Raw genomic sequence first — 20697 nt, 5'->3', positions numbered from 1 at the left:
GGGTGCATAGGCCGCCTGGCTAACCCGGGGGCGCCGTCCGGGGGCGCCGTCCGGTGGCGCCGTCCGGGGGCGCTATGACACGGACACGCCGGGGATACCCGGCGTCGCCACCGAAAAGCCCTTCAAAGTGCCCCCGCACGGAACGCACCCCTGGTGGAGTCGCGCCCAAGGGCCGGCCGCCCGGAAACCTGCAGCCAGCGGGAGCAGGTCAGTAGTTCCGCCGGTATTTGAGCCGGGGAATGGTGACGGCGAAGACCGCCGCAGCAGCGAAGCCCAGCACGCCGGTGGCGGCCACCCCGGCCCCGAGCGAGACTGCGGCCGTCACGCCGGAGAGCAGCACGGGTCCGCCGGTAGAGCCGGCATCGGCCATGAAGCGCCAGATGCCGAGGAACTGGCCGCGGCCGGCGTCCGGCGAGAAATCGGCCCCAAGCGTCATGTTCAGGCCGGAGCTGATGCCGTTGCCGAAGCCGATCAGGAGCGCCGCCAGCATCAAGGAGACGAAGCCGGTGCTGAGCGGGATCAGCACCATGGCGGTCCCCATGATGAGGGTGGACGGCACGGCCACCCATTGCCGGCCCTTGCGGTCCATGAGCCGTCCCGCCGGGTAGAACACCAGCATGTCGATGGCCCCGGAGATCCCGTAGATGAGGGAGGCCTGGGTGGGGTCCAGGCCCAGATGGTCGGCCCACAGCGGGATGACCGCCTGACGGGAGGCCCGGATCGCGCTGAGCAGAAGGACCCCGCCTCCAACGGTCAGGAAGACGCCGGCGTGGGACACGGCGATGCTGCGCAGGGTGGGCTGTTGCCGGGGAACGCCGTCCTCGGGCGCCGGGGCTGCCTCGAGGTCGGGGATGGTGACGGACACGGCTGCCGCGGCCGCCATGGCCACGACGCCGACCCAGTAGGCGCCGGTGATGCCGGCAAACTGCATGACGGCGGCGCCGATGAACGGGCCGATGAAGATCCCGATCCTGTTGACGCCGCCGAGCGTGGACAGGGCCCGGGCCCGGAGCATGACCGGCACGGCCTCGGTCAGGTACTTCTGCCGCGCCAGGCTGAAGACGCTGGCGGCCATGCCGACCACCACCATCGCCGCCGCCAGCACCCAGAGTCCGCCGGGAAACAGCGGAGCGACTGCGGCGGCGGCGAGGGCCGCCGCGCTGGCGGCCGCGGCCCCCACGATCGCCCAGCGTTCTCCGAACTTCAGGGTGATCAGGGACGCCGGCAGGTTGAAGAACCAGGATCCGAGGCCGATCAGCGTCACGATCAGCGCAGCACCGGCCACGGAGGCGCCCAGATCGCGGGCGGACAGGGCAACCACCGGCAGGATCGCGCCCTCGCCCAGGCTGAACATGAGAGCCGGCCCGAAGGCGGGTACGGCGATACTGCGGAGGCTGAACGGGGCGAGGCGTGTGGTGGTCATCCCCTTCATCCTAGGCAACCGGCGGGCGCTCCCCTGTTTAGGCGTCGAAGTGGGTGCGGACTTCCTCGCTGGTGAGGTTCCGGAGCACGTCCGCGGCGACTTCTCTCAGCTTCTGGTTCCGGTTGCTGGACACCCGGGTGAGAATGGCCATGGCCTGCTCCTGGGAGCAGCGGTTCTGGGCCATGATCACGCCGCACGCGAGGTTGATAGACGTACGGTTTTCCAGGGCGGCCTGCAGGTCCTCGGCCCGGGACTGGAAGGTCCCTAGCCGCACGGCCAGCCGGAGGGCGCGGCCGGCGAGATCGGCGAATCCGGCCGCTTCGGCGATGATGTCCTCGGTGAAGAGCCCGGTGTCCGGCGCGAAGAAGTTCAGGGCCGCGGCGGCGTCATCGCCGATTTCCAGCGGGACACCCAGCGTGCTGCGGCAGCCGTGGGCTGCGAGCTGGCGCTGGTAGTCGGGCCAGCGGGGATCGGTGTCGACATCCGCGAGCAGGACCAGGGCCTTGGTCCGCAGCGCCTCGATGCAGGGGCCGTCACCGAGGCTCTGCTCGATGCGGTCCAAGGTGACCGCCCGCGGGCTGCTGCCCGCGACCGTCATGGTCCGCTTCCGGCGCTGCAGCGTGACGCCGCAGTCAATCTCGGCGTCGGCGGTGCGGCTCAACGCAGCGGCCGAGAACGCGGCGAGCCGGCCAAGGAAGTCCTCGACATTTTCGGTTCCCAGAAGAAGGTCCTGGAGGTGCAGGGCGGCGTCTTCCCCGATTGAGTTGTTGGCCATGCCTTAATCTACCGCGGCAGTCCGGGCACGTGGGCCTAGACGTATCCGTCCACGATTGCCGCGGCAATCTCCCGGTAGGCGCGCCGCGTTTCGGGGCGGAGCACGTCCAGGGTGACGAGGTCGCCGTCGGCCACGCCGCGGTCGTGCGGGACCGCGATCAGCTGCCGGCAAATGCCGGACAGGTGTTCCTCGATCGCGTCCTTGTCCACCCGCGTGGACACCTCGTCCTTGTCCGTGATGACAACGACGGCGTTGCGCGCCAGGTCCTCGTAGCCGTGGCTGGCCAGCCAGTGGAGGGTGCTGCGGGCGCGCTTGGCGCCGCTGACGGCGTACCCGGCCGCGATGATCAGGTTGTCCGCAGATTGGAGGATGCCGCTCATGGCATTGTGCGTGACGCCGGTGCCGCAGTCGATCAGCGCCACCGAGTAGTAGGCGGAGATGAGCTTGCGGATCCTCAGGTATTCCTCTGCCGTCAGTGAGTCCGACACCTCGGGGTCCTGTTCACCGGCGATGAGGTGGAGCCTGCCGGCATGGTGCATGTAGCGGGCCAGGGCAGTGAGCGAATCGACGGAATCGATGTTCTTGAGCAGGTCCGTGATGGTGCGCGGGCTCTGCTGCTGGTAGATCCCCTCGCCGAGGGCGCGCTCCACAAGGTCGCCGGAATCAGGGTTGGCGTCAATCGCGCACGGCGGATCGCCGCGGAACTCGGCCAGGGTCAGTCCGACGCCCACCGTCGTGGAGGTCTTGCCGATACCGCCCTTGAGGCTCAGGACAGCCGTGTTGTAGCTACCCTGGAGCTGGCGGGAGATGCGCCGGGCGAGCTCGTCCTCTTCACGCTGCCGGGCGCTCGGCCCCAGGTTCAGCCCGCCACCGGTCAGCTTGTAAAGGGCGCCGCGGAACCCGCCGATGGGCCGGGGCTTCTGCTCCCGGACAAAAAGGCCCGGGGAACTGATGAAGTCAGGCACGGGGGCGTCTGCCAGGGCGGCGGCCCGGCTGGCCGAACGGGTGGCGCGGGTCGGCTGGGCAGGCACGGCAGGAGCAGCCTCGGGGGCAGGCGGTTTCAGGACGGGGTCCTTGGACGGTTTTGCAGGCTGCGTGCGCGCGGGCGCGTCGGCTGCAGCGGCAGCCTCCGCCCAGGAACTGCTCGGCGCCGTGGGGCGCTGTTCGGCCTGGTTGCTGGAGATGATGGGCATGGTTCCTGTCCAGGCGTCGGAGTCGTCACCGCGGCGGCGGTCTCTCCGGCGCGGGAGTTGGGCCTGCTCTGCAGCTTCGTCAGCTTCAGGGCGGCCGGTGGCGGTCTTGTTTTCGACCGGTTCTGGCATGTTCGTTCCCCCCAGGGATCACAGCGCAGACCGCTGCAGTGCTCGATTGACATCGTTCAAGGAACAAGTCTAGGGGCAGTCGTGAGCACCCTGACCATCGGATGCCGCAACCGGGCCCTAGCGGTGGGCGCGCGTGTCCTGCAGGCGTTTGATGAACCAGCGCGACTGCTCAGGACCGTACGGCAGGATCGGGATCGCTTTGGTCGCGTCATCCGGTGTTTCCCGCGTGGCCTGGATTGCCTGCCGTACTGCGGTGGTCATGGTGTTGGCCATGGTCTTGACGAACTGGTCGCTGCACGGCTCGCCGTGACCCGGGACCAGGAACTCGTAGCGGTGCCGCAGCGCGGACAGGTGCCGGAGGGCATCGGCCCAGTCTTCCGGGAACGAATCCTCGAAGGATGGGTGGGATCCCTGTTCCACGAGGTCGCCGGCGAAGACCGTGCTCGACGTGCCGACCAGGAGGTCGCCGTCGGTGTGTCCGCGGCCCAGGTAGAACAAGGTGGCGACCTGTCCGCCAAGGTCCACGAGGACCGGCTGGTCCTTGACGATCGCGTTCGGGACCACGAGCTCGACGTCGGTGCCCTCCCCCGCCGCCATTTCCGGCTCGGCCAAGGTCACGAACCGGCGCTGCTCGTCGCCGTTCTCCTCGATTTCCGCGGCGCAGTTCTCGTGCGCCCAGAATTCCGTGACGCCGTCGGCGGCGAAAACGGCGTTCCCGAAGAAGTGATCGTAGTGGGCGTGGGTGTTGACGACGACGAGCGGCAACCCGGTCTTTTCCCGCACGGCGGCCAGGATCTCGCGGCCCTGCCGGGGCCCGCCGCCGGTGTCGATCACCATGGCGCGCTCAGTGCCGACCACCAGCCCCGTGTTGAGCCAAGAATCTTGTGTTGTCAGTACGTAGTTGTCCGGACCGACTTCGAGCCATCGTGACATTAAATCTCCGTAATTCAGACGCTATTCCGGCGTTGTTGGTGCGCTGTCCAGGCCTCAATTCTACCTGTGAAGGCTGGCAAATCCCGGAGGGCATGCCCGTCCCGCGCCACATTGGGCGGGTGGACCCGACTGCCGTCCCGCCCCAACGCCCGGCGTCCCCGGGCAATGCTCACATGTCCGCGAGCGCCGACCCCGGGTTCTCGATCGCGTCGGCGACATAGCGCAGGAAGCCCCCTGCCGTGCCGCCGTCGCACACGCGGTGGTCGAAAGTGAGCGTCAGTTCGGTGACCTTGCGGACTGCGAGTTCCCCGTTGACCACCCAGGGCTTGTCGATGATCCGCCCGACGCCGAGGATCCCCACCTCCGGGTGGTTGATGATCGCGGCGGAGCCGTCCACACCGAACACGCCGTAGTTGTTCAGCGTGAATGTGCCGCTGCCCAGTTCCGCCGGGGTCGCCTTGCCGTCGCGGACGACGGCGGTGAGGCGGCGGATCTCGGCGTCCAGCTGGCGGGCGCTGAGCTTATCCGCGTTGCGCACTGACGGCACCATCAGCCCGCGGTCGGTCTGCGCCGCGAAACCGAGATTGACGCCGTCGAACTCCACGATTTCCTGGCTGGCGCCGCCGGTGGTGTCCTCGGTGGTGACGATCCTGGTGTTGAGCGCGGGGTACTTCTTCAGCCCGGCGACGACGAACCGGGCGATGAACGCCAGCAAACCCGGAGTGTTCTCCGGATCGGACTTCTTCAGCGCGGCACGCAATTCCACGAGCGCCGTGGCGTCCACGTCCACCCACACCGTGGCTTCCGGGATTTCGGAGCGGCTGCGGGTCATGTTCGCCGCGACGGCCTTCCGCACGCCCCGCACGGCCGTGCGTCCGGCGATCCCCAGCCCGGTACGGGCATCCGTATCCGCAGTGGCGGTGGTTGAGGCCGCCGAAAACGCCAGGACTGGCGCCTCGGCAGGCTCAACCCCCGGGCGCTCAACGGCCGGGGCTGGCTTGATGGCCGCCTCAACGTCCCGCCGCATGATGAGCCCGCTGGCCCCCGACCCCTGAAGTCCCCCCAAATCGACCCCATGATCGCGCGCCATCCGGCGGACCAGCGGAGAAATAACGGCCCCCAGCTTCCCGGGAACCCGGGTGCGCAGGAGCAACAGGTCATCGGCAGCCTTCTCGGCCTCCGACACCCGGGGCGCCGCCGGAGCAGTCCCAACAGTCCCCTTAGGAGCCCGGGTCCGCCGGGCAACCCCATGCCCGCCAGGAGTCCCGTACCCAATCAGGACATTCCCCGACCCGGCCTTCTCCTCCTCGCGGTATGCCTCAGCGGCAGCTGCAGCACGCGAGTCGGCAGCAGCGTCAGGAGAAGAACCTGCAGCGGCGCCGGACTGGGCGACAGCAGTTGAGCCAACAGCGAAACCCGCCGACGCAGGCGAAGCCGCCCCGGGAGTGGCATCGGGCCTTCCGGAGCCGGCAGCATCGTCCGCAGGACGAATGCTGTCCGGCGAAGGGGCGGGGGCGGCATCGCCTGTGGCGGCGCTACCAGCGGAGACAACGGCGCCGACCGGCATCACCGAGATCAGCGGCTTGCCGACGTCGAGCGTCTGGCCGGGCTCGCCGTGCAGCACGGCCACGGTGCCGGCGAACGGCGAGGGCACCTCCACCATGGACTTGGCGGTCTCGACCTCGGCGATCGGCTGGTCCACGCGGATCTCGTCACCCACGGCCACGAGCCAGTTGACGAGCTCGGCCTCGGTGAGGCCTTCGCCGAGGTCCGGCAGGAGGAATACTTTGGGTTCGCTCATGGTCAGTCTTCCCACTGGAGGTCGTCAACGGCGTCGAGGATGCGGTCCACGCCGGGCAGATAGTAGTGCTCGAGCTTCGGCGCCGGGTAGGGCACGTCGAAGCCGGTGACGCGGCGGATCGGCGCGGCGAGGTGGTGGAAGCAGCGTTCCTGGACCCGGGCCACGATTTCCGAGGCCACGGACGCAAAGCCGTGGGCCTCGGCGATGACCACGGCGCGGCCGGTCTTGCGGACCGAGGCGCAGACCGTTTCGTCGTCGAACGGCACGATCGAGCGGACGTCGATCACCTCGAGGGAGCGGCCTTCCTCGGCGGCGGCGGCCGCGGCGGCGAGTGCCGTCGGGACGGACGGGCCGTAGGCGATCAAGGTGGCGTCGGTGCCGGGGCGGGCGACGGCGGCGCGGCCCTCGGAGGACGTGCCCCGTTCGGTGTTCGCTGCGTGCTCGGCGCGCAGCGCGTCCAGGTCCACCTGGTCCTTGGACCAGTACAGCTTCTTGGGTTCCATGAACATGACCGGATCGTCGGAGTCAATGGCTTCGCGGAGCATCCGGTAGCCGTCCGCCACCGTGGCCGGGGTGAACACCTTCAGGCCGGCGGTGTGGGCGTAGTAGGCCTCGGAGGAGTCGCAGTGGTGTTCCACTCCGCCGATGCCGCCGGCGTAGGGGACCCGGATGACGATGGGCAGCTTCACGGCGCCCTTGGTGCGGTTGTGCATCTTGGCGACGTGGCTGACGATCTGTTCGAAGGCCGGGTAGGCGAAGGCGTCGAACTGCATCTCGATGACCGGGCGCATCCCGTTCATGGCCATGCCGACGGCCATGCCGACAATGCCGGATTCGGCCAGCGGGGTGTCGAAGCAGCGGCTGGTCCCGAACGTCTTGGTCAGGCCGTCGGTGATGCGGAAGACGCCGCCGAGCATGCCGACGTCTTCGCCGAAGACCAGGACCGACTCATCGGCGTGCATGGCGTCGGCCATAGCGGTGTTCAGGGCCTTGGCCAGGGTGATGGTCTGCGGGCCGGTCTTCTCGGCCTCAACCGCAGCCCGGGCGGCCGCGCGGGCCGTGGCGGCGCTGACGTTGCCGTTTGCCTCGGAGGACGTGGTGACGGTGGGGCTCATTTTGCTGCCCCCTTTGAAGTGGATGCGGTTGCGGTGGATGCGGCGTCGCGGGCCAGTTCGTCGGCGAGCATGGCGGACTGCTCCTTCAGTTGCGGCGTGGGGGTGGAGAAGACGTATTTGAAGAGGTCCAGCGGCTCCACCGGGACCTCTTCGCTGAGGCCTTCGCGCAGCTGGGCGGCGACGGCTTCGGCCTTGTCGGCGATCCGGGCGGCACCGTCGTCATCGAGGATGCCGCGGTCCGTCAGGTAGGTCCTCATCCGGCTCAGCGGGTCCTTGGCCACCCATTCGGCGACTTCGCTGTCCTGCCGGTAGCGGGTAGCGTCATCGGCGTTGGTGTGTGCCTGCATCCGGTAGGTGTGGGCCTCCACGAGCAGCGGGCCCGAGCCTTCCCGGGCGAGCTTGACCGCCCGGCCCAGGACCGCGAGCAGTGCGACGACGTCGTTGCCGTCCACGCGTTCGCCGGCCATGCCATAGCCGACGGCTTTGTGCGCGAGCGACGGCGCGACGGACTGGTGCGCGAGCGGCACGGAGATCGCGTACTGGTTGTTCTGGACGAAGAAGACCACCGGCAGATGGAAGACGGCGGCGAAGTTCAAGGCCTCATGGAAGTCGCCTTCGCTTGTGGCGCCGTCGCCGCACATGGCCAGGACCACGGTGTCCTCGCCGCGCAGCTTGGCCGCGTGCGCGACGCCGACGCCGTGCAGCAGTTGGGTGGTCAGCGGTGTGCACTGGATGCCGACCTTGTGCCGGGAGGGGTCGTAGCCGCCGTGCCAGTCGCCGCGGAAGAGCGTCATGGTCTGGACGGGGTCCACGCCGCGGGCCATCACGGCCACGGAGTCGCGGTACGTGGGGAACATCCAGTCGCCCTCGGACAGGCACAGCGCCGCAGCGACCTGGCAGGCCTCCTGGCCGTGGCTCGAGGGGTACACGGCCATCCGGCCCTGCCGGACCAGGGCGGAGTTCTGGTCATTGACGCGCCGGCCGACGACGAGCTGTTCGTAGGCGGCGAGCAGTTCGGCGTCGCCGGGCAGGCTGTATTCGTGCCCCGGCTGGGTGCCCTGCTCGGTGTGGGGGTTCAGTGTCCCGTCCGGGCCGACCATCTGGATCTGGTGGCGGGCCGGGAGCATGTAGTCCTCAACCGTGATGCCGAACTTGCGCACAGCCTCGCTGGCAGCATCTTGCTGCGCGGGTTGCTGCGCAGTCTGGTCTGCGGAGATCGTCATTGGTCCGTCCTTCTGTAGCCACTAATCTTTCCCAGTATGCTGCCAGCGGATGTTTCGTATCCACCTCCGCCGCAAATCGTGGAGAAGTCCATAAATTTGCCCTAATCTGGAAGACAAATCGTAAGTGTGAGCTGGATTACCGGCGGGGGTTGTAGACGAATGGCAGAGCTCGAGCCGGACCAGGTGGCGGTGCCGCTGGACGATGTGGACCGGAACATCATTGCGGAGCTGACCCGGGACGGCCGGATGTCCGTGACACAGGTGGCGGAGAACGTCCACATATCCCGCGCCCACGCCTACACCCGGATTGCCCGGCTCACCGGCGAAGGCGTGTTGACCAAGTTCACGGCGCTGGTGGATCCGATCAAGGCCGGCCTGAAGTCGTCCGCCTACGTCACGCTGAAGGTGCGCCAGCATTCCTGGCGCGAGCTGCGCGAACTCCTGCGCGCCATCCCCGAGGTGCACCACATTGCGCTGGTGGGCGGGGACTTCGACGTGATCCTGCTGGTGCGCGCGGTGGACAACATCGACCTGCGCCGGGTGATCTTCGACCAGCTGCAGTCCATGCCGGGGGTCCTGGACACCCAGACGTTCCTGGTTTTTGAAGACCTGGATACGCGCTAGCTGACGAACTCTTTCATCCAGGCCCGGAGCTCTTCGCCGAACTCCACCCGGTCGGCGGCGATCGAGATGACCGCCTTGAGGTAGCTCAGTTTGTCTCCGGTGTCGTACCGGCGCCCCCTGAACACCACGCCGTAAACGCCGCCGCCCTCGCAGTCGGACACGGCGAGGGTCTGGAGCGCATCGGTGAGCTGGATTTCGCCGCCGCGGCCAGGAGAGGTTTCCTCGAGGACGTCGAATATCTCCGGATGCAGGACGTACCGGCCGATCACGGCCAGATTGGACGGGGCATCGGCGACGTCGGGCTTCTCCACGAGGCGGTTGACCCGGACATGCTCCTCGCCCGGTATCGCCGAGATGTCGGCACAGCCATAGGCGCTGATTTCGGCCGGATCCACCTCGATCAAGGCGACGACGGAACCTCCGGTCCTGGCCTGGACCCCGATCATGGCGGTCAGCAGCTCGTCCCGCTCGTCGATCAGATCGTCGCCGAGCAGCACGGCGAACGGTTCATCGCCCACGTGCTGGCGGGCGCACAGGACCGCGTGGCCGAGCCCTTTGGGGTCCCCTTGGCGCACGTAGTGCAGCGGGCCCAGTCGCGAGGCGTGGCGGACGGCCTCCAGCCGGTCAAGGTCGCCCTTGAGCTCGAGGGCGTGTTCGAGCGAGGGCTCGCGGTCGAAGTGGTCCTCCAGCGCGCGCTTTTGGCGCCCGGTAACCATGAGCAGATCCGTCAGCCCGGCCCGGACGGCCTCCTCCACAACGTATTGGATCGCCGGCTGGTCGACCACCGGAAGCATTTCCTTGGGCATTGCCTTCGTGGCAGGCAGGAAGCGCGTTCCCAATCCCGCGGCGGGTATGACAGCTTTAGTTACAGATTTCCCCAGAGTCATAACCGAACATTACAAGCGGGTTCCGGAAATGAGAATGCTTCGGAGCAAAGACAAGTAGTGGACATTCCCGGTCCCGGGTCCCGCGCCGGGGCGCCTGTCAGCCTTTGAAAACCGGGGAGCGCTTCTCCTGAAAGGCGCGGAAACCCTCTGCGTAGTCCTCGCTCTTGCACAGCCGCGCCTGCTCGGCGTTCTCCTCTTCCATGGCCTCCCACAGCCCAAGGCGCTGGTCCCTGATGTGCGCCACGAGCTCCTTGCTGGCGTTGAATGCCCCGGTCGCGCCCGTCGCCACAGAGGCCACGATGGCGCGGGTGTTCTCCAGCAGTTCCGCGGCGGGCATCGCCCGGCTGAACAGGCCCTGCGCCACGGCGTCGGCGCCGCTCATGAGCTCGGCGGTATAGATCAGATCCAGGGTCCGGTGCATGCCGAGGCGCTCGGTGAAGTACCAGTGCCCGCCGGAATCCAGTGTCGCGCCGAGCTTTGCGAACGGTGAACCGAATTTGGCGTTCTCCGCCACGTAGACCACGTCAGTGGCCAGCAGCAGGCCGAGTCCCACGCCGAGGCACGCGCCCTGAGCCGCGGCGAACGTGGGCGCGGGGAAGGCGCTCATCTTCTTGAGGAGCGGCTGGACGAGGCCGCCCAGGTAGGCCTGGGCGTCGTCGCTCTCCGGGGTCACGCCGGCAATGTCGCGGCCGGCGCAGAAGGCGCGTCCCTCGCCGCGGAGCAGCAGTGCCCGGACCTCGCCGCATGCGGCGGCGTCAGCGGCGTCGTCGTAGGCCCGGGACAAGTCCGCCAGTGCCTGTTCGTCGAGGGAGTTCAGCTTGTACGGCGCGTCGAGCACTACTTCGGCGACGCCGTCGGCGATGGACAGGGAAATCATGGGACTCCTTGGATTGGGAAAGGCCTAGACGTCGAAGTCGACCGTGACTTCCGGGGTGGTGGGGTGGGACTGGCAGGTCAGGACGTAGCCCTTGTCGAGCTCGTCCTGCTCCAGGGCGTAGTTCTCGTCCATGGTGACCTTGCCGGTCACCACCTTGGCGCGGCAGGTGCCGCAGACGCCGCCGGCGCACGCGAACGGCACATCGGGGCGGACCCGGAGGGCTGCGTTGAGGATCGATTCCCGGGCGTGAGTGGGGCTTGTGACCTCGCCCTGCAGGCCGTCCAGCTTGAACGTGATCTTGTAGGTGTCCTGCGACTCGTCGGCGATGACGGGCCGGCCGATGTTGCCTTCGGGACGGTCCGGCTTGCCGGAGGTGAACAGTTCGAACCGGACATGTTCCGGGGCGACGCCGCGGGCGGCGAGGGTGTCCCTGCAGAGCTGGACGAGTTCGAACGGGCCGCAGAGGAACCATTCGTCGACGTCGTCGGCGTGGATGGCGGTGCCCAGCAGCGCCTGGAGCTTCTCTGCGTCGATCCTGCCGCTGAGCAGCGGCGCGATCCGCTGTTCACGCGAGAGCACGTGGTGCAGCGCCAGCCGGGCCGGGTACTTGTCCTTCAGGTCCGCGAGTTCCTCAAGGAACATCACGTCCATGGCGGCCTTGTTGGCGTAGATGAGGTCGAAGCGGGTCTCCGGGTGGGCCGCCAGCAAGGTGCGGGCGATGGCGATCACGGGAGTGATGCCGGAGCCGGCGGCGATGGCCACGAACGAGCCCGGCTCCCCCGCCAGCTCTTCCGGGTGGTTCATGGAATTCATGACGTTCTGCTCGACGGGCTTGCCGTCACGGCCGTGTTTGGAGACAAACGCGCCCATGGGGCTCATGACGTCCAGGACGTCGCCGGCCTTGAGCTCGGCGTTGGCCCACGTGGAGAACAGGCCGCCGAGGTCCTTCTTGATGGCCACCCGGATTTCGCTGCTGCCGTCCTCGAAGCTGCGCGGTTCGGCGCAGATCGAGTAGCTGCGGCGGATCTCGTGCGGCTGGCCGTCGGCGTCGGGCAGGGTGGTGCGGAGCGCGACGTACTGGCCCGGCAGGTAGTCGAACTGCCCCGCGAGCTCGGTCGGAACGCCGAACGTCACCTCGATGGCGTCATCGGTGAGCCGGCGGACTTCGTCCACCGTCAGGGTGTGGAAGGACGCACGACGGCGGCCGGTGGCTGCGGCCGACTCGGCGGCGGTCTGGCGGACAACAGTCATGGAGGCACCTGTTCCTTACAAAACTTTGAAGTAGTCGAACGGTTCCTTGCAGTCCTGGCACACGTAAAGGGCCTTGCAGGACGTGGAACCGAAGCGGGTGAGTTCTTTGGTGTTCAGCGATGAGCACTGGGGGCATTTGACGGCGAGGGACAGCCGCACCGGTCCGGCGTGGCGCACCGCGTTGGAGTGGCCGGAGGGCGGCGCGATGCCGTACTCCTCCAGTTTGGCCTTGCCGTCCTCGCTCATCCAGTCCGTGGTCCAGGCCGGGGACAGGACGAGTTCGACCTGGACGCTGGGGTACCCTGCGCGGTGGAACGCCGCGGTGAGGTCATCCCGGATGGTGTCCATGGCGGGGCAGCCGGAGTAGGTCGGGGTGATGGTGACGTGGACGGCGGGAACCATGCCGCCGTCGTCAGCGCTTGGTTCCTTCGTCACCTGGACGTTGCGCAGGATACCCAGGTCCTCGATGGTGAGGACCGGGATTTCAGGGTCGCAGACGGTGGCGGCCACCGCCCAGGCTTTCGCCTGGGCGGTGTTGCCCTGGGCGGCATCGCGGCGCCCCGGGGTGTCCGGATGGGAGACAAACATGTCCATCGTGGTTACCAGCTGGCTCCGGGGTACTCGCGGGCGAGCACCTGCATTTCGGCGAGGAGGTAGCCGAGGTGTTCGGAGTGCAGGCCGCGGCGGCCTCCGCCGGGGGCGGGCTGCACGTGGGGGACCTCAAGCTCTGCTTCGGCCAGGACCTCGCCGGTGAGCCGGTCGAAGTCCTCGCGCAGGCTCGACGGCTGCGGCGCGGCGCCGGCTTCGCTCAGCCGTCCGGTGAGCTCGTCGTCGCGGAATAGCTCATCCACGTAGGGCCAGATGACCTTGAATCCGTGGATCATCTTCTCGCGGGATTCGTCCGTACCCTGGGCCAGGCGCAGGACCCACTGGGCACTGTGGTCCCGGTGGTAGTCCACTTCCTTGACCGCCTTGGCGGCGATGCCGGCCAGGGTGGCGTCGGTGGAGGACGTGAGCCGACGATAAAGCTCGAATTGGTAGTAGCTGACCACGAACTGCCGGGCGATCGTGACGGCGAAGTCGCCGTTGGGCTGCTCGAAGAGCTCCGCGGAGCGGAACTCGTGCTCGCGGCGGAAGTAGGCGAGATCGTCTTCGCTGCGACCGTCCAGGCCGCCCGCGTAGCTCAGGAAGGACCGGGCGTGGCCGAGCTGGTCCAGGGCGATGTTGCCCAGCGCGATGTCCTCTTCGAGCTCCGGCGCACGGGAGATCCAGTGGCCCAGGCGCTGGGCCAGGATCAGGGCGTCGTCGCCCACGCGCAGGGCGAACTCGGCGACGTCGTCGCTCGGCTTCGCGGCGCCGCGGCTCACGGCAAGGGCGATGTCCTCCGGGCGGAGGGCGTTGCCGGGGGTGATGCGCGTTGCGCTGGCGGCGCCGTCGCCGCTGGCGCCGGCACCGGAGACGCCGACGGAGATGTCGCCGTGGCCGACGGTATCTGTCTCTGCGGGTGCCGCAGCTGCGGCAGTTTCGGCGGTGCTCACAGGTGCTTCACTCCCTCGCTCTTGGTGTAGTACGTGGCGTGGCGGTAGTCCTTGCCCTGCGGGGACTCAAAGAAGGACCCCTTGGAATCGGGATCGCTGGACGCGATGGCCTCGGCGGGAACCACCCAGATGGACACCCCTTCGTTCCGCCGGGTGTAGAGGTCACGGGCGTTCCGCAGGGCCATGGCCGCGTCGGGTGCGTGCAGGGATCCTGCGTGGACGTGGGACAGGCCGCGGCTGGAGCGGACGAACACTTCCCAGATCGGCCAGACGTTGCCTGCGTGAGGTTCGGGGGTGGTCATGCTGCGGATTCCTTCTCTGCTTGCTTGCGGCTCTGTTTTTCGGCATACGCCGCTGCGGCTTCGCGCACCCAGGCGCCGTTCTGGTGGGCTTCGCGGCGCCGTTCGAGGCGCTGGGCGTTGCAGGGGCCACGGCCGGCGAGGACTTCGTGGAATTCATCCCAGTCCAGCGGCCCGTGCTCCCATTTCTTGGTTTCCTCGTTGAAACGGATGTCCTTGTCCGGGAGCGTGAGCCCGAGGACCTTGACCTGCTCCATCATCATGCCGACAAAGCGGTTGCGGAGCTCGTCATTGCTGAAACGCTTGATGTTCCAGGCCATGGACTGCTTGGAGTTGGGCGAATCGTCATCCGGCGGGCCGAACATCATCAGGGCCGGGGCGTACCAGCGGTTCACCGCGTCCCGGGCCATCTGCTTCTGTTCGGGGGTGCCGTTAGAGAGTTCCAGCAGGATCTCGAAGCCCTGGCGCTGGTGGAAGGATTCTTCCTTGCACACGCGCACCATGGCCCGGCCGTAGGGGCCGAAGGACGCGCGGCACAGCGGCACCTGGTTGGCGATCGCGGCGCCGTCGACCATCCAGCCGATGGCGCCCATGTCGGCCCAGGTGCGGGCCGGGTAGTTGAAGATGGAGGAGTACTTGGCCTTGCCGTCCATCAGGTCCTGCATCATCGCATCACGCGGCTGGCCGAGGGTTTCGGCCGCGGAGTAGAGATAGAGGCCGTGGCCTGCCTCGTCCTGGACCTTGGCCATGAGGATGGCCTTGCGCTTGAGGCTCGGGGCGCGTGAAATCCAGTTGGCCTCGGGCTGCATGCCGATAATCTCCGAGTGCGCGTGCTGCGAGATCTGGCGCAGGAGCGTCTTGCGGTAGGCCGGCGGCATCCAGTCGCGCGGCTCGATCCGGGAATCCTCCGCCATGACTTTGTCGAAGTATGCCTGGCCCTCGGCGTCGCGCCGGGCCGCGTCCTCGAGGCTCTGTTCATGCCGTGCCGGCGATGGCTCGGCGGGCACTGACTGCAGGGTCTGCGATGCCATGGTTGCTCCTATGAATTTCCGATAAATAATTACCGACCGTTCGTTCAGGATATGCGGAAGGCCGGAGATGCGTCAAGCACCGCAGACCCGACTCCGGCTCCCCCCGGGCGCGGAAAATCAGCGCACGACCGGAGAGGGCGCCCCCCGTGGGTTCGTGGGCAGGCAGGATGTCCGCGGATACAGGGATCGCGCGCAGAGGCCCAGCGCACAGAAGGCCTGCGCACAGAAGGCCTGGACGCCTTGCCAGGGCGCGCGGGATCCACGAGGGTTCCACGGGTGACGCATGACGGCGGCAACCGCCTCTCGGCGAGCACCGCCCGTACGGCGCCCAACGCGCGCACCGCGCGTACGGCTCGTCCGGGCTGTCCGGGCCGCTGCCCGCGCGGGATCCGGCTATCGCACTGCCGCGCGACGTCCGGCATTCATGGGCGCCGCCACAGAGAACGACGTCGCCAATCCCCACCGGCGCGGTGAGGAAGCCGGCGCAAGCTTAGGCCGCGAGCCTCCGGGGCCGGGGCGCCGGGGCATTTTCCGCCGGAGCCAGGATGCTGAGCTGGCATTCGGACTGGAGCGGATCAATGGCGGGCGGGAGGTGGTGGGAGGCCGAGCACTCCCGGAGCTGCTCGAGGGCCGCCGGTTCCACGCGGGCGTGGCTGATATCCAGCACCAGGTGGAGTCCTTCTTTGAGGTGGTTTGCCCTTTTAACCACTACGTACAGGGCTTGGAGGCTCCTCGCCGTCACATGTCCCTGCGCTGCTACTTCTGCCTGACCGCAATCGAGGTCAAGCCTGACAAGAACCCGGAGTTTGTGGTTCAAACGATTCCCCTGTTCGTGCATTTACTGCCTGGCCGCGACGCTGCGACCGCTTTGGCCGCGACGCTGCGGCCGCCCCCAGCCTAGGCAGGGAGTGTGACGTAGGCAACAGTCCGCTTCATATCCGGGAAACCCCGCGTTATCTGCGGCTTTGTTGGGCCGAAAGTGTTGATCACCGGGCCCGGTGTACTGTAGTGGGGCCGCCACGGCGGCCGTCCGGCACCCGGCAATGGTCCAGATGGCTACCGGGTACGAAGCCCGGCCGACGTAGAGGAACACATGACAGACCCCTTCGAAACCGCAGACCACATCCCCGGGCCTGGGACCCGCGAGCGGCGCCCCGTGCGGAAACGCCGGGGCCGCACGGTGCTGATCGCCGTCGCCGTGGTGGTGGCGCTCGTCGCGGTCGTGGCCGGCGGCTACCTCTTCAACCTCGCCCGCACCTTCGACTCCGGCACCAGCAAGATTGACCAGGCCTTCCCGGACGAGTCCACGCGCCCGCAGAAGACCGGCACGGCGATGAACATCCTGGTGATGGGCAGCGACAGCCGCGGCGCCACCGAGTCAGATGCCGGCGGCGGCACGCCCACGAACCAGCGCGCGGACACGCTGATGCTCATGCACATCCCGGCGGACCGCAAGAACATCTACACGATGTCCATCATGCGCGACCTCTGGGTCAACATCCCCGGGCACGGCGAGGCGAAGATCAACTCCGCGCTGGCCCTGGGCGGCACGCCCCTGATGGTGCAGACCGTCGAGTCGATTTTCCAGCAGCGCATCGATCACGTCGCGATGATCGACTTTGAGGGCTTCAAGGGCCTCACCGACGCGCTGGGCGGGGTGACCGTGAACATCAAGGTGCCGTTTAGCTCCACCGCGCTTCCGGGCCAGTCTTTCGCCCCGGGCCAGCACACCTTCAACGGAACCGAAGCTTTGGCGTTCGTGCGCGAACGCCACGCCTACGCTGACGGCGACTACCAGCGCGTCCGCAACCAGCAGGAGTTCCTGCGGGCCATCATCAAGAAGTCGATTGCGGGCCAGACGCTGAGCAACCCGATCACGATCAACAACATGGTGGGCGCCGTCTCACCGTTCGTCACCGTGGACAAGTCCCTGGATTCAGGAGCCGTGGCGGGTCTGGCCCTCGAGCTCAAGGACATTCGGGCGCAGAATGCCGTCATGTTCACGCTCCCGACCGGCGGCATCGGAACGTCCTCCGACGGCCAGTCGATCGTCGTGACCGACCCGAACGCGATCCAGGCCATCTCCGGCGCGATGGCCTCGGACACCTTGGGCGATTACGTCGCGGCGAACAAGTTCGAGAACGGCAACTGATTCCCGCCATCCGATCCGGGGTGGGGGGCCCTTGGGCCCATGGTCCGCGGCGGGCGGCAATGGTAACGTCCGCTCATGGGGAGCGCTCAGGAGCCGGCAGCCGAGGCTTCCGCGGCGTCCCCGCCGCCGTCGCCGCCTCCCAAGGCCGGAACCGGCCGACGTCGGCTTGTCCTGCTTCTGGGCGTGCTGCTCGTGCTCGCCGTCGCTGCCTCGGCCGCGGTGTTCGTTCTCACCCGTTCCCGGCCGGGGCCGTCGGGAGCCACGGCGCCGGCCGCCAGCCCGGCTGCCGTGCCTTCGACACCGCCCAGTCCTACGACCACACCGGAACCACCCGCCGTCGCCCTTAACATCCTGCTGATCGGAAGCGACAGCCGGGTCAATGCGCGGGCGGCGGCGGCCGCCGGCAGCACCTCCGACCAGCGCGGGGATGCCCTCATTTTCATCCACCTTCCGGCGGACCGGCAGAGCATCTACGGCTTCTCGATCATGCGCGATCTCTGGGTCGACATCCCCGGCCACGGCGAGGCGAAGGTGAACGCCGCACTTGAACTGGGCGGGCTGCCCCTGATGACCCGGACGGTGGAGGCGCTGCTTGGTGCGCACATCGACCACACGATCATGCTCGATTTCCAGGGGTTCGCGGCTCTGACAGACGCGCTCGGCGGTGTCGACGTCGACATCAAGCAGCCGTTCACCGGCACCGTGGATGACAAGGTGCATTTTCCGGCGGGCGTGAACCGGCTCAACGGACTGCAGGCCCTGGCTTTTGTCCGCGAGCGCCATGCCTTCCCTGACGGCGACTACCAGCGGGTGCGGAACCAGCAGACGTTCCTGAAGGCCGTGATGGCCAAGATGGCCTCCGACGGCGGCCTGGCGGACCGCGATACCGTCCGGAAACTCGTCACGACGGTGCTGCCGCATGTGACCCTGGATGCGAGCTTCACCCCGGCGTCGCTGGAGGAGCTCGCCTTCAGCCTCCGCAACACGGCGCCCGGGCGTGGTGTGTTCTTCACGCTGCCGACCTCCGGCACCGGGACCAGCCGGGACGGCCAGTCGATTGTCCTGCAGGACCGTGCCGCGACCGCCGCGCTCTCCGCCGCGCTGGCCTCGGGAACGCTCGCCCGCTACGTGGCGGCCAACAATCTGCAGAACGGCAACTGAAGCGCCGCTCTTCGGTACATTGGGTCCATGACCCAGACTCCCGTCCAGCCGTCCCCGCAGCCTCCTGTCGCCCGGAAAGTCCCCTCGGTGCGCACCCACCACGGCGACTCCTTCGAGGACAACTACGAGTGGCTCCGGGACAAGGAATCCGCAGAGGTCGTGGACCTGCTCAAGGCGGAGAACGCCTACCAGGAGGCGGTGACCGCGCACCAGGAGCCGCTCCGCGAGGCCATCTTCCAGGAAATCAAGGGCCGCACCCAGGAAACAGACCTCTCCGTCCCCAACCGCAAGGACGGCTGGTGGTACTACACCCGATCGGTCGAAGGCAAGGAGTACGGCATCCACTGCCGCGTGCGCGGCCAGGACACCGGGGACCGCGTCGCGGACTGGACTCCGCCGGCGGTCGAGGCAGGCGTCGTGATTCCCGGCGAGGAGGTCCTCCTCGACGGCAACATCGAGGCGGAGGGCAAGCCGTTCTTCGCCGTGGGCGGGGCCGCAACGACCATCGACGGCACCCTCTACGCCTATGCCGTGGACAACGCCGGCGACGAGCGTTTCACGCTGCGCATCAAGGACCTCCGCACCGGCGAGCTGCTGCCGGACGTGATCGAGAACGTCTTTTACGGCATCTCCTTCTCCCCCGACGGCAGCCGGATCTTCTACACCGTGGTGGACGATTCCTGGCGGCCGTACCAGGTCAAGTCCCACGTGCTCGGCACCCCCGTCAGCGAGGACGAGGTCATCTATCAGGAGGACGACGTCGCCATGTGGCTCGGCTTCGAGCTCTCCGCCGACCGGCGCCACCTGGTGCTGAGCATCGGTTGCTCCGAGTTCAGCGAAACCCGCCTGCTGCGCTTTGATGATGTCGACGCCGGACTCCGCACCGTGATCTCCCGCGACGAGCGCATCCTGTACGAGGCGGAGCCGTTCCTGCTGGCCGACACCTCCGGCCGCGGCCAGGAACGGATCCTGCTCACCCACAACAAGGACGCCATTAATTCCATGGTGTCGCTCGTGGACCCGGCCGAGCTCGCGAAGCCGCTCGCCGAGCAGCACTGGAGCACCGTCGTCGCGCATTCCGAGCAGGTCCGGGTCAACGGCGCCGGCGTGACGTCGACCCACGTGGTGGTCTCGATCCGTAAGGACACGATTGAACGGGTCCAGGTCCTGCCCTTGGCCGGGCTGGGCACCCCGGAGCAGGGCGCCGCGGTGGAACCGGCCTTCGACGAGGAGCTGTATACGGCCGGCGTCGCGGGCTCCGACTACGAGGCCCCCGTGATCCGGATGGGCTATACCTCGTACTTCACCCCGTCCCGGGTCTACGACTTCGTGCTGCCCACCCCGGAGCAACCGGGCGGTGAACTCCTGCTGCGCAAGGAGAGCCCGGTACTGGGCGGCTACTCGCCGTCCGACTACGTCGCCACCCGGGAATGGGCCACGGCCGACGACGGGACCCGCGTCCCGCTCTCGGTCCTCCGGCACGCCTCGGTCCGGCAGGATTCGACGGCGCCCGGCCTCGTGTACGGCTACGGCTCCTACGAGATGAGCATGGATCCGGGCTTCGGGATCCCCCGGCTGTCCCTGCTGGACCGGGGCATCGTGTTCGTGATCGCGCACATCCGCGGCGGCGGCGAGCTGGGCCGGCACTGGTACGACGACGGCAAGAAGCTGCGCAAGAAGAACACGTTCACCGATTTCATCGCCGCGACGGACTGGCTCGCCGGATCCGGCTGGGTGGACCCGGCCCGGATCGCCGCGATGGGGGGCTCCGCGGGCGGCCTGCTGATGGGCGCCGTCGCCAACCTGGCACCGGAAAAGTACGCCGCCATCGTGGCGGCCGTTCCGTTCGTGGACGCGCTGACCACCATCCTGGACCCCGAGCTGCCGCTCTCGGCGCTGGAGTGGGAGGAATGGGGCAACCCGATCACCGACCCGGAGGTGTACGCGTACATGAAGTCGTACACGCCGTACGAGAACGTCAGGGCCGTGGCCTACCCGAAGATCGCCGCGGTCACCTCGTTTAATGACACGCGGGTACTTTACGTGGAGCCCGCCAAATGGGTGCAGCGGCTGCGCGAAGTGAACACCGGCAGCGAGCCGATTGTCATGAAGATCGAGATGGAAGGCGGCCACGGGGGCGCCTCGGGCCGGTACGTACAGTGGCGCGAGCGGGCGTGGGACTACGCGTTCGTGGCCGATTCCCTCGGCGCCACCGAGCTGCTGCCGGGGGCCGGGCTGAAGTAAATCCCCCACCCCCATCGGTTGCTCCGCAGGCGCCCTTTTGG

General features: G+C 67.9%; 19 protein-coding genes. 4 read left to right on the top strand and 15 right to left on the bottom strand.

Annotated features, from left to right (window positions below; genetic code table 11):
- Nucleotides 1-208: 208 nt before the first annotated feature.
- From ABD243_RS02760 to pdhA, 7 genes are all read right to left on the bottom strand, one after another.
- Nucleotides 209-1423 carry an MFS transporter gene (locus ABD243_RS02760; RefSeq protein WP_344361839.1) on the bottom strand — a complete coding sequence of 405 codons (1215 nt, stop codon included), beginning with the start codon at nucleotides 1421-1423 and terminating at the stop codon, nucleotides 209-211.
- 37 nt (nucleotides 1424-1460) lie between these two features.
- The gene (locus ABD243_RS02755; RefSeq protein WP_116765226.1) at nucleotides 1461-2198 is read right to left on the bottom strand and encodes a GAF and ANTAR domain-containing protein; all 738 of its coding nucleotides are present in this window, start codon (nucleotides 2196-2198) and stop codon (nucleotides 1461-1463) included.
- Between the two features lie 35 nt (nucleotides 2199-2233).
- Entirely contained in the window at nucleotides 2234-3520 is a 1287-nt protein-coding gene (locus tag ABD243_RS02750; RefSeq protein WP_344361835.1) for a MinD/ParA family ATP-binding protein, read from the bottom strand.
- Between the two features lie 117 nt (nucleotides 3521-3637).
- A complete protein-coding gene (locus tag ABD243_RS02745; RefSeq protein ID WP_116765228.1) occupies nucleotides 3638-4453 on the bottom strand; it encodes an MBL fold metallo-hydrolase in 816 nt (271 codons plus the stop codon).
- Nucleotides 4454-4622: 169 nt separating this feature from the next.
- Complete coding sequence (locus ABD243_RS02740; RefSeq protein ID WP_344361832.1) at nucleotides 4623-6254, bottom strand: dihydrolipoamide acetyltransferase family protein; 1632 nt, start codon at nucleotides 6252-6254, stop codon at nucleotides 4623-4625.
- A 2-nt stretch (nucleotides 6255-6256) separates the two neighbouring features.
- Complete coding sequence (locus ABD243_RS02735; protein WP_344361830.1) at nucleotides 6257-7369, bottom strand: alpha-ketoacid dehydrogenase subunit beta; 1113 nt, start codon at nucleotides 7367-7369, stop codon at nucleotides 6257-6259.
- A complete protein-coding gene (pdhA, locus tag ABD243_RS02730) occupies nucleotides 7366-8592 on the bottom strand; it encodes a pyruvate dehydrogenase (acetyl-transferring) E1 component subunit alpha (RefSeq protein ID WP_344361827.1) in 1227 nt (408 codons plus the stop codon). Before pdhA ends, ABD243_RS02735 begins: the two co-directional genes overlap by 4 nt.
- Before the next feature lie 159 nt (nucleotides 8593-8751).
- Here pdhA and ABD243_RS02725 point away from each other — a divergent pair, with 159 nt between their 5' ends.
- A complete protein-coding gene (locus ABD243_RS02725; RefSeq protein ID WP_091251190.1) occupies nucleotides 8752-9216 on the top strand; it encodes an Lrp/AsnC family transcriptional regulator in 465 nt (154 codons plus the stop codon).
- Here ABD243_RS02725 and galU read toward each other — a convergent pair.
- From galU to ABD243_RS02685, 8 genes are all read right to left on the bottom strand, one after another.
- Nucleotides 9213-10103 carry a UTP--glucose-1-phosphate uridylyltransferase GalU gene (gene galU, locus ABD243_RS02720; protein WP_344361822.1) on the bottom strand — a complete coding sequence of 297 codons (891 nt, stop codon included), beginning with the start codon at nucleotides 10101-10103 and terminating at the stop codon, nucleotides 9213-9215. The two genes, ABD243_RS02725 and galU, sit on opposite strands and share 4 nt — an antisense overlap.
- Before the next feature lie 97 nt (nucleotides 10104-10200).
- Nucleotides 10201-10980, bottom strand: a complete 780-nt coding sequence (locus tag ABD243_RS02715) for an enoyl-CoA hydratase/isomerase family protein (protein ID WP_344361820.1) — start codon at nucleotides 10978-10980, stop codon at nucleotides 10201-10203.
- 24 nt (nucleotides 10981-11004) lie between these two features.
- Nucleotides 11005-12231 carry a 1,2-phenylacetyl-CoA epoxidase subunit PaaE gene (gene paaE, locus ABD243_RS02710; RefSeq protein ID WP_344361818.1) on the bottom strand — a complete coding sequence of 409 codons (1227 nt, stop codon included), beginning with the start codon at nucleotides 12229-12231 and terminating at the stop codon, nucleotides 11005-11007.
- A 15-nt stretch (nucleotides 12232-12246) separates the two neighbouring features.
- Nucleotides 12247-12819: a 1,2-phenylacetyl-CoA epoxidase subunit PaaD gene (paaD, locus tag ABD243_RS02705; RefSeq protein WP_116765349.1), complete on the bottom strand. Its 573-nt coding sequence runs from the start codon at nucleotides 12817-12819 to the stop codon at nucleotides 12247-12249.
- 11 nt (nucleotides 12820-12830) lie between these two features.
- The gene (gene paaC / locus ABD243_RS02700) at nucleotides 12831-13769 is read right to left on the bottom strand and encodes a 1,2-phenylacetyl-CoA epoxidase subunit PaaC (RefSeq protein ID WP_116765235.1); all 939 of its coding nucleotides are present in this window, start codon (nucleotides 13767-13769) and stop codon (nucleotides 12831-12833) included.
- Nucleotides 13766-14071: a 1,2-phenylacetyl-CoA epoxidase subunit PaaB gene (paaB, locus tag ABD243_RS02695; protein WP_116765236.1), complete on the bottom strand. Its 306-nt coding sequence runs from the start codon at nucleotides 14069-14071 to the stop codon at nucleotides 13766-13768. The genes paaC and paaB overlap by 4 nt, the downstream gene beginning before the upstream one ends.
- Complete coding sequence (gene paaA, locus ABD243_RS02690) at nucleotides 14068-15099, bottom strand: 1,2-phenylacetyl-CoA epoxidase subunit PaaA (RefSeq protein ID WP_344361808.1); 1032 nt, start codon at nucleotides 15097-15099, stop codon at nucleotides 14068-14070. Before paaA ends, paaB begins: the two co-directional genes overlap by 4 nt.
- A gap of 490 nt (nucleotides 15100-15589) precedes the next feature.
- Nucleotides 15590-15808, bottom strand: coding sequence for a hypothetical protein (locus ABD243_RS02685; RefSeq protein WP_337189802.1), 219 nt, complete (start codon nucleotides 15806-15808; stop codon nucleotides 15590-15592).
- Nucleotides 15809-16192: 384 nt separating this feature from the next.
- Between ABD243_RS02685 and ABD243_RS02680 the strand changes: the two genes are divergently transcribed.
- The 3 genes from ABD243_RS02680 to ABD243_RS02670 all read left to right on the top strand — a co-directional run bounded on the left by ABD243_RS02680 (nucleotide 16193) and on the right by ABD243_RS02670 (nucleotide 20656).
- Nucleotides 16193-17251 carry an LCP family protein gene (locus ABD243_RS02680; RefSeq protein WP_344361805.1) on the top strand — a complete coding sequence of 353 codons (1059 nt, stop codon included), beginning with the start codon at nucleotides 16193-16195 and terminating at the stop codon, nucleotides 17249-17251.
- A gap of 75 nt (nucleotides 17252-17326) precedes the next feature.
- The gene (locus tag ABD243_RS02675) at nucleotides 17327-18412 is read left to right on the top strand and encodes an LCP family protein (RefSeq protein WP_344361802.1); all 1086 of its coding nucleotides are present in this window, start codon (nucleotides 17327-17329) and stop codon (nucleotides 18410-18412) included.
- A gap of 27 nt (nucleotides 18413-18439) precedes the next feature.
- Nucleotides 18440-20656 carry a S9 family peptidase gene (locus ABD243_RS02670; RefSeq protein WP_344361799.1) on the top strand — a complete coding sequence of 739 codons (2217 nt, stop codon included), beginning with the start codon at nucleotides 18440-18442 and terminating at the stop codon, nucleotides 20654-20656.
- Nucleotides 20657-20697: the final 41 nt, after the last annotated feature.

The sequence above is a fragment of the Arthrobacter humicola genome, assembly GCF_039531445.1.
GTDB lineage: Bacteria > Actinomycetota > Actinomycetes > Actinomycetales > Micrococcaceae > Arthrobacter > Arthrobacter humicola.
This window is presented reverse-complemented; position numbering and strand designations above follow the sequence as displayed.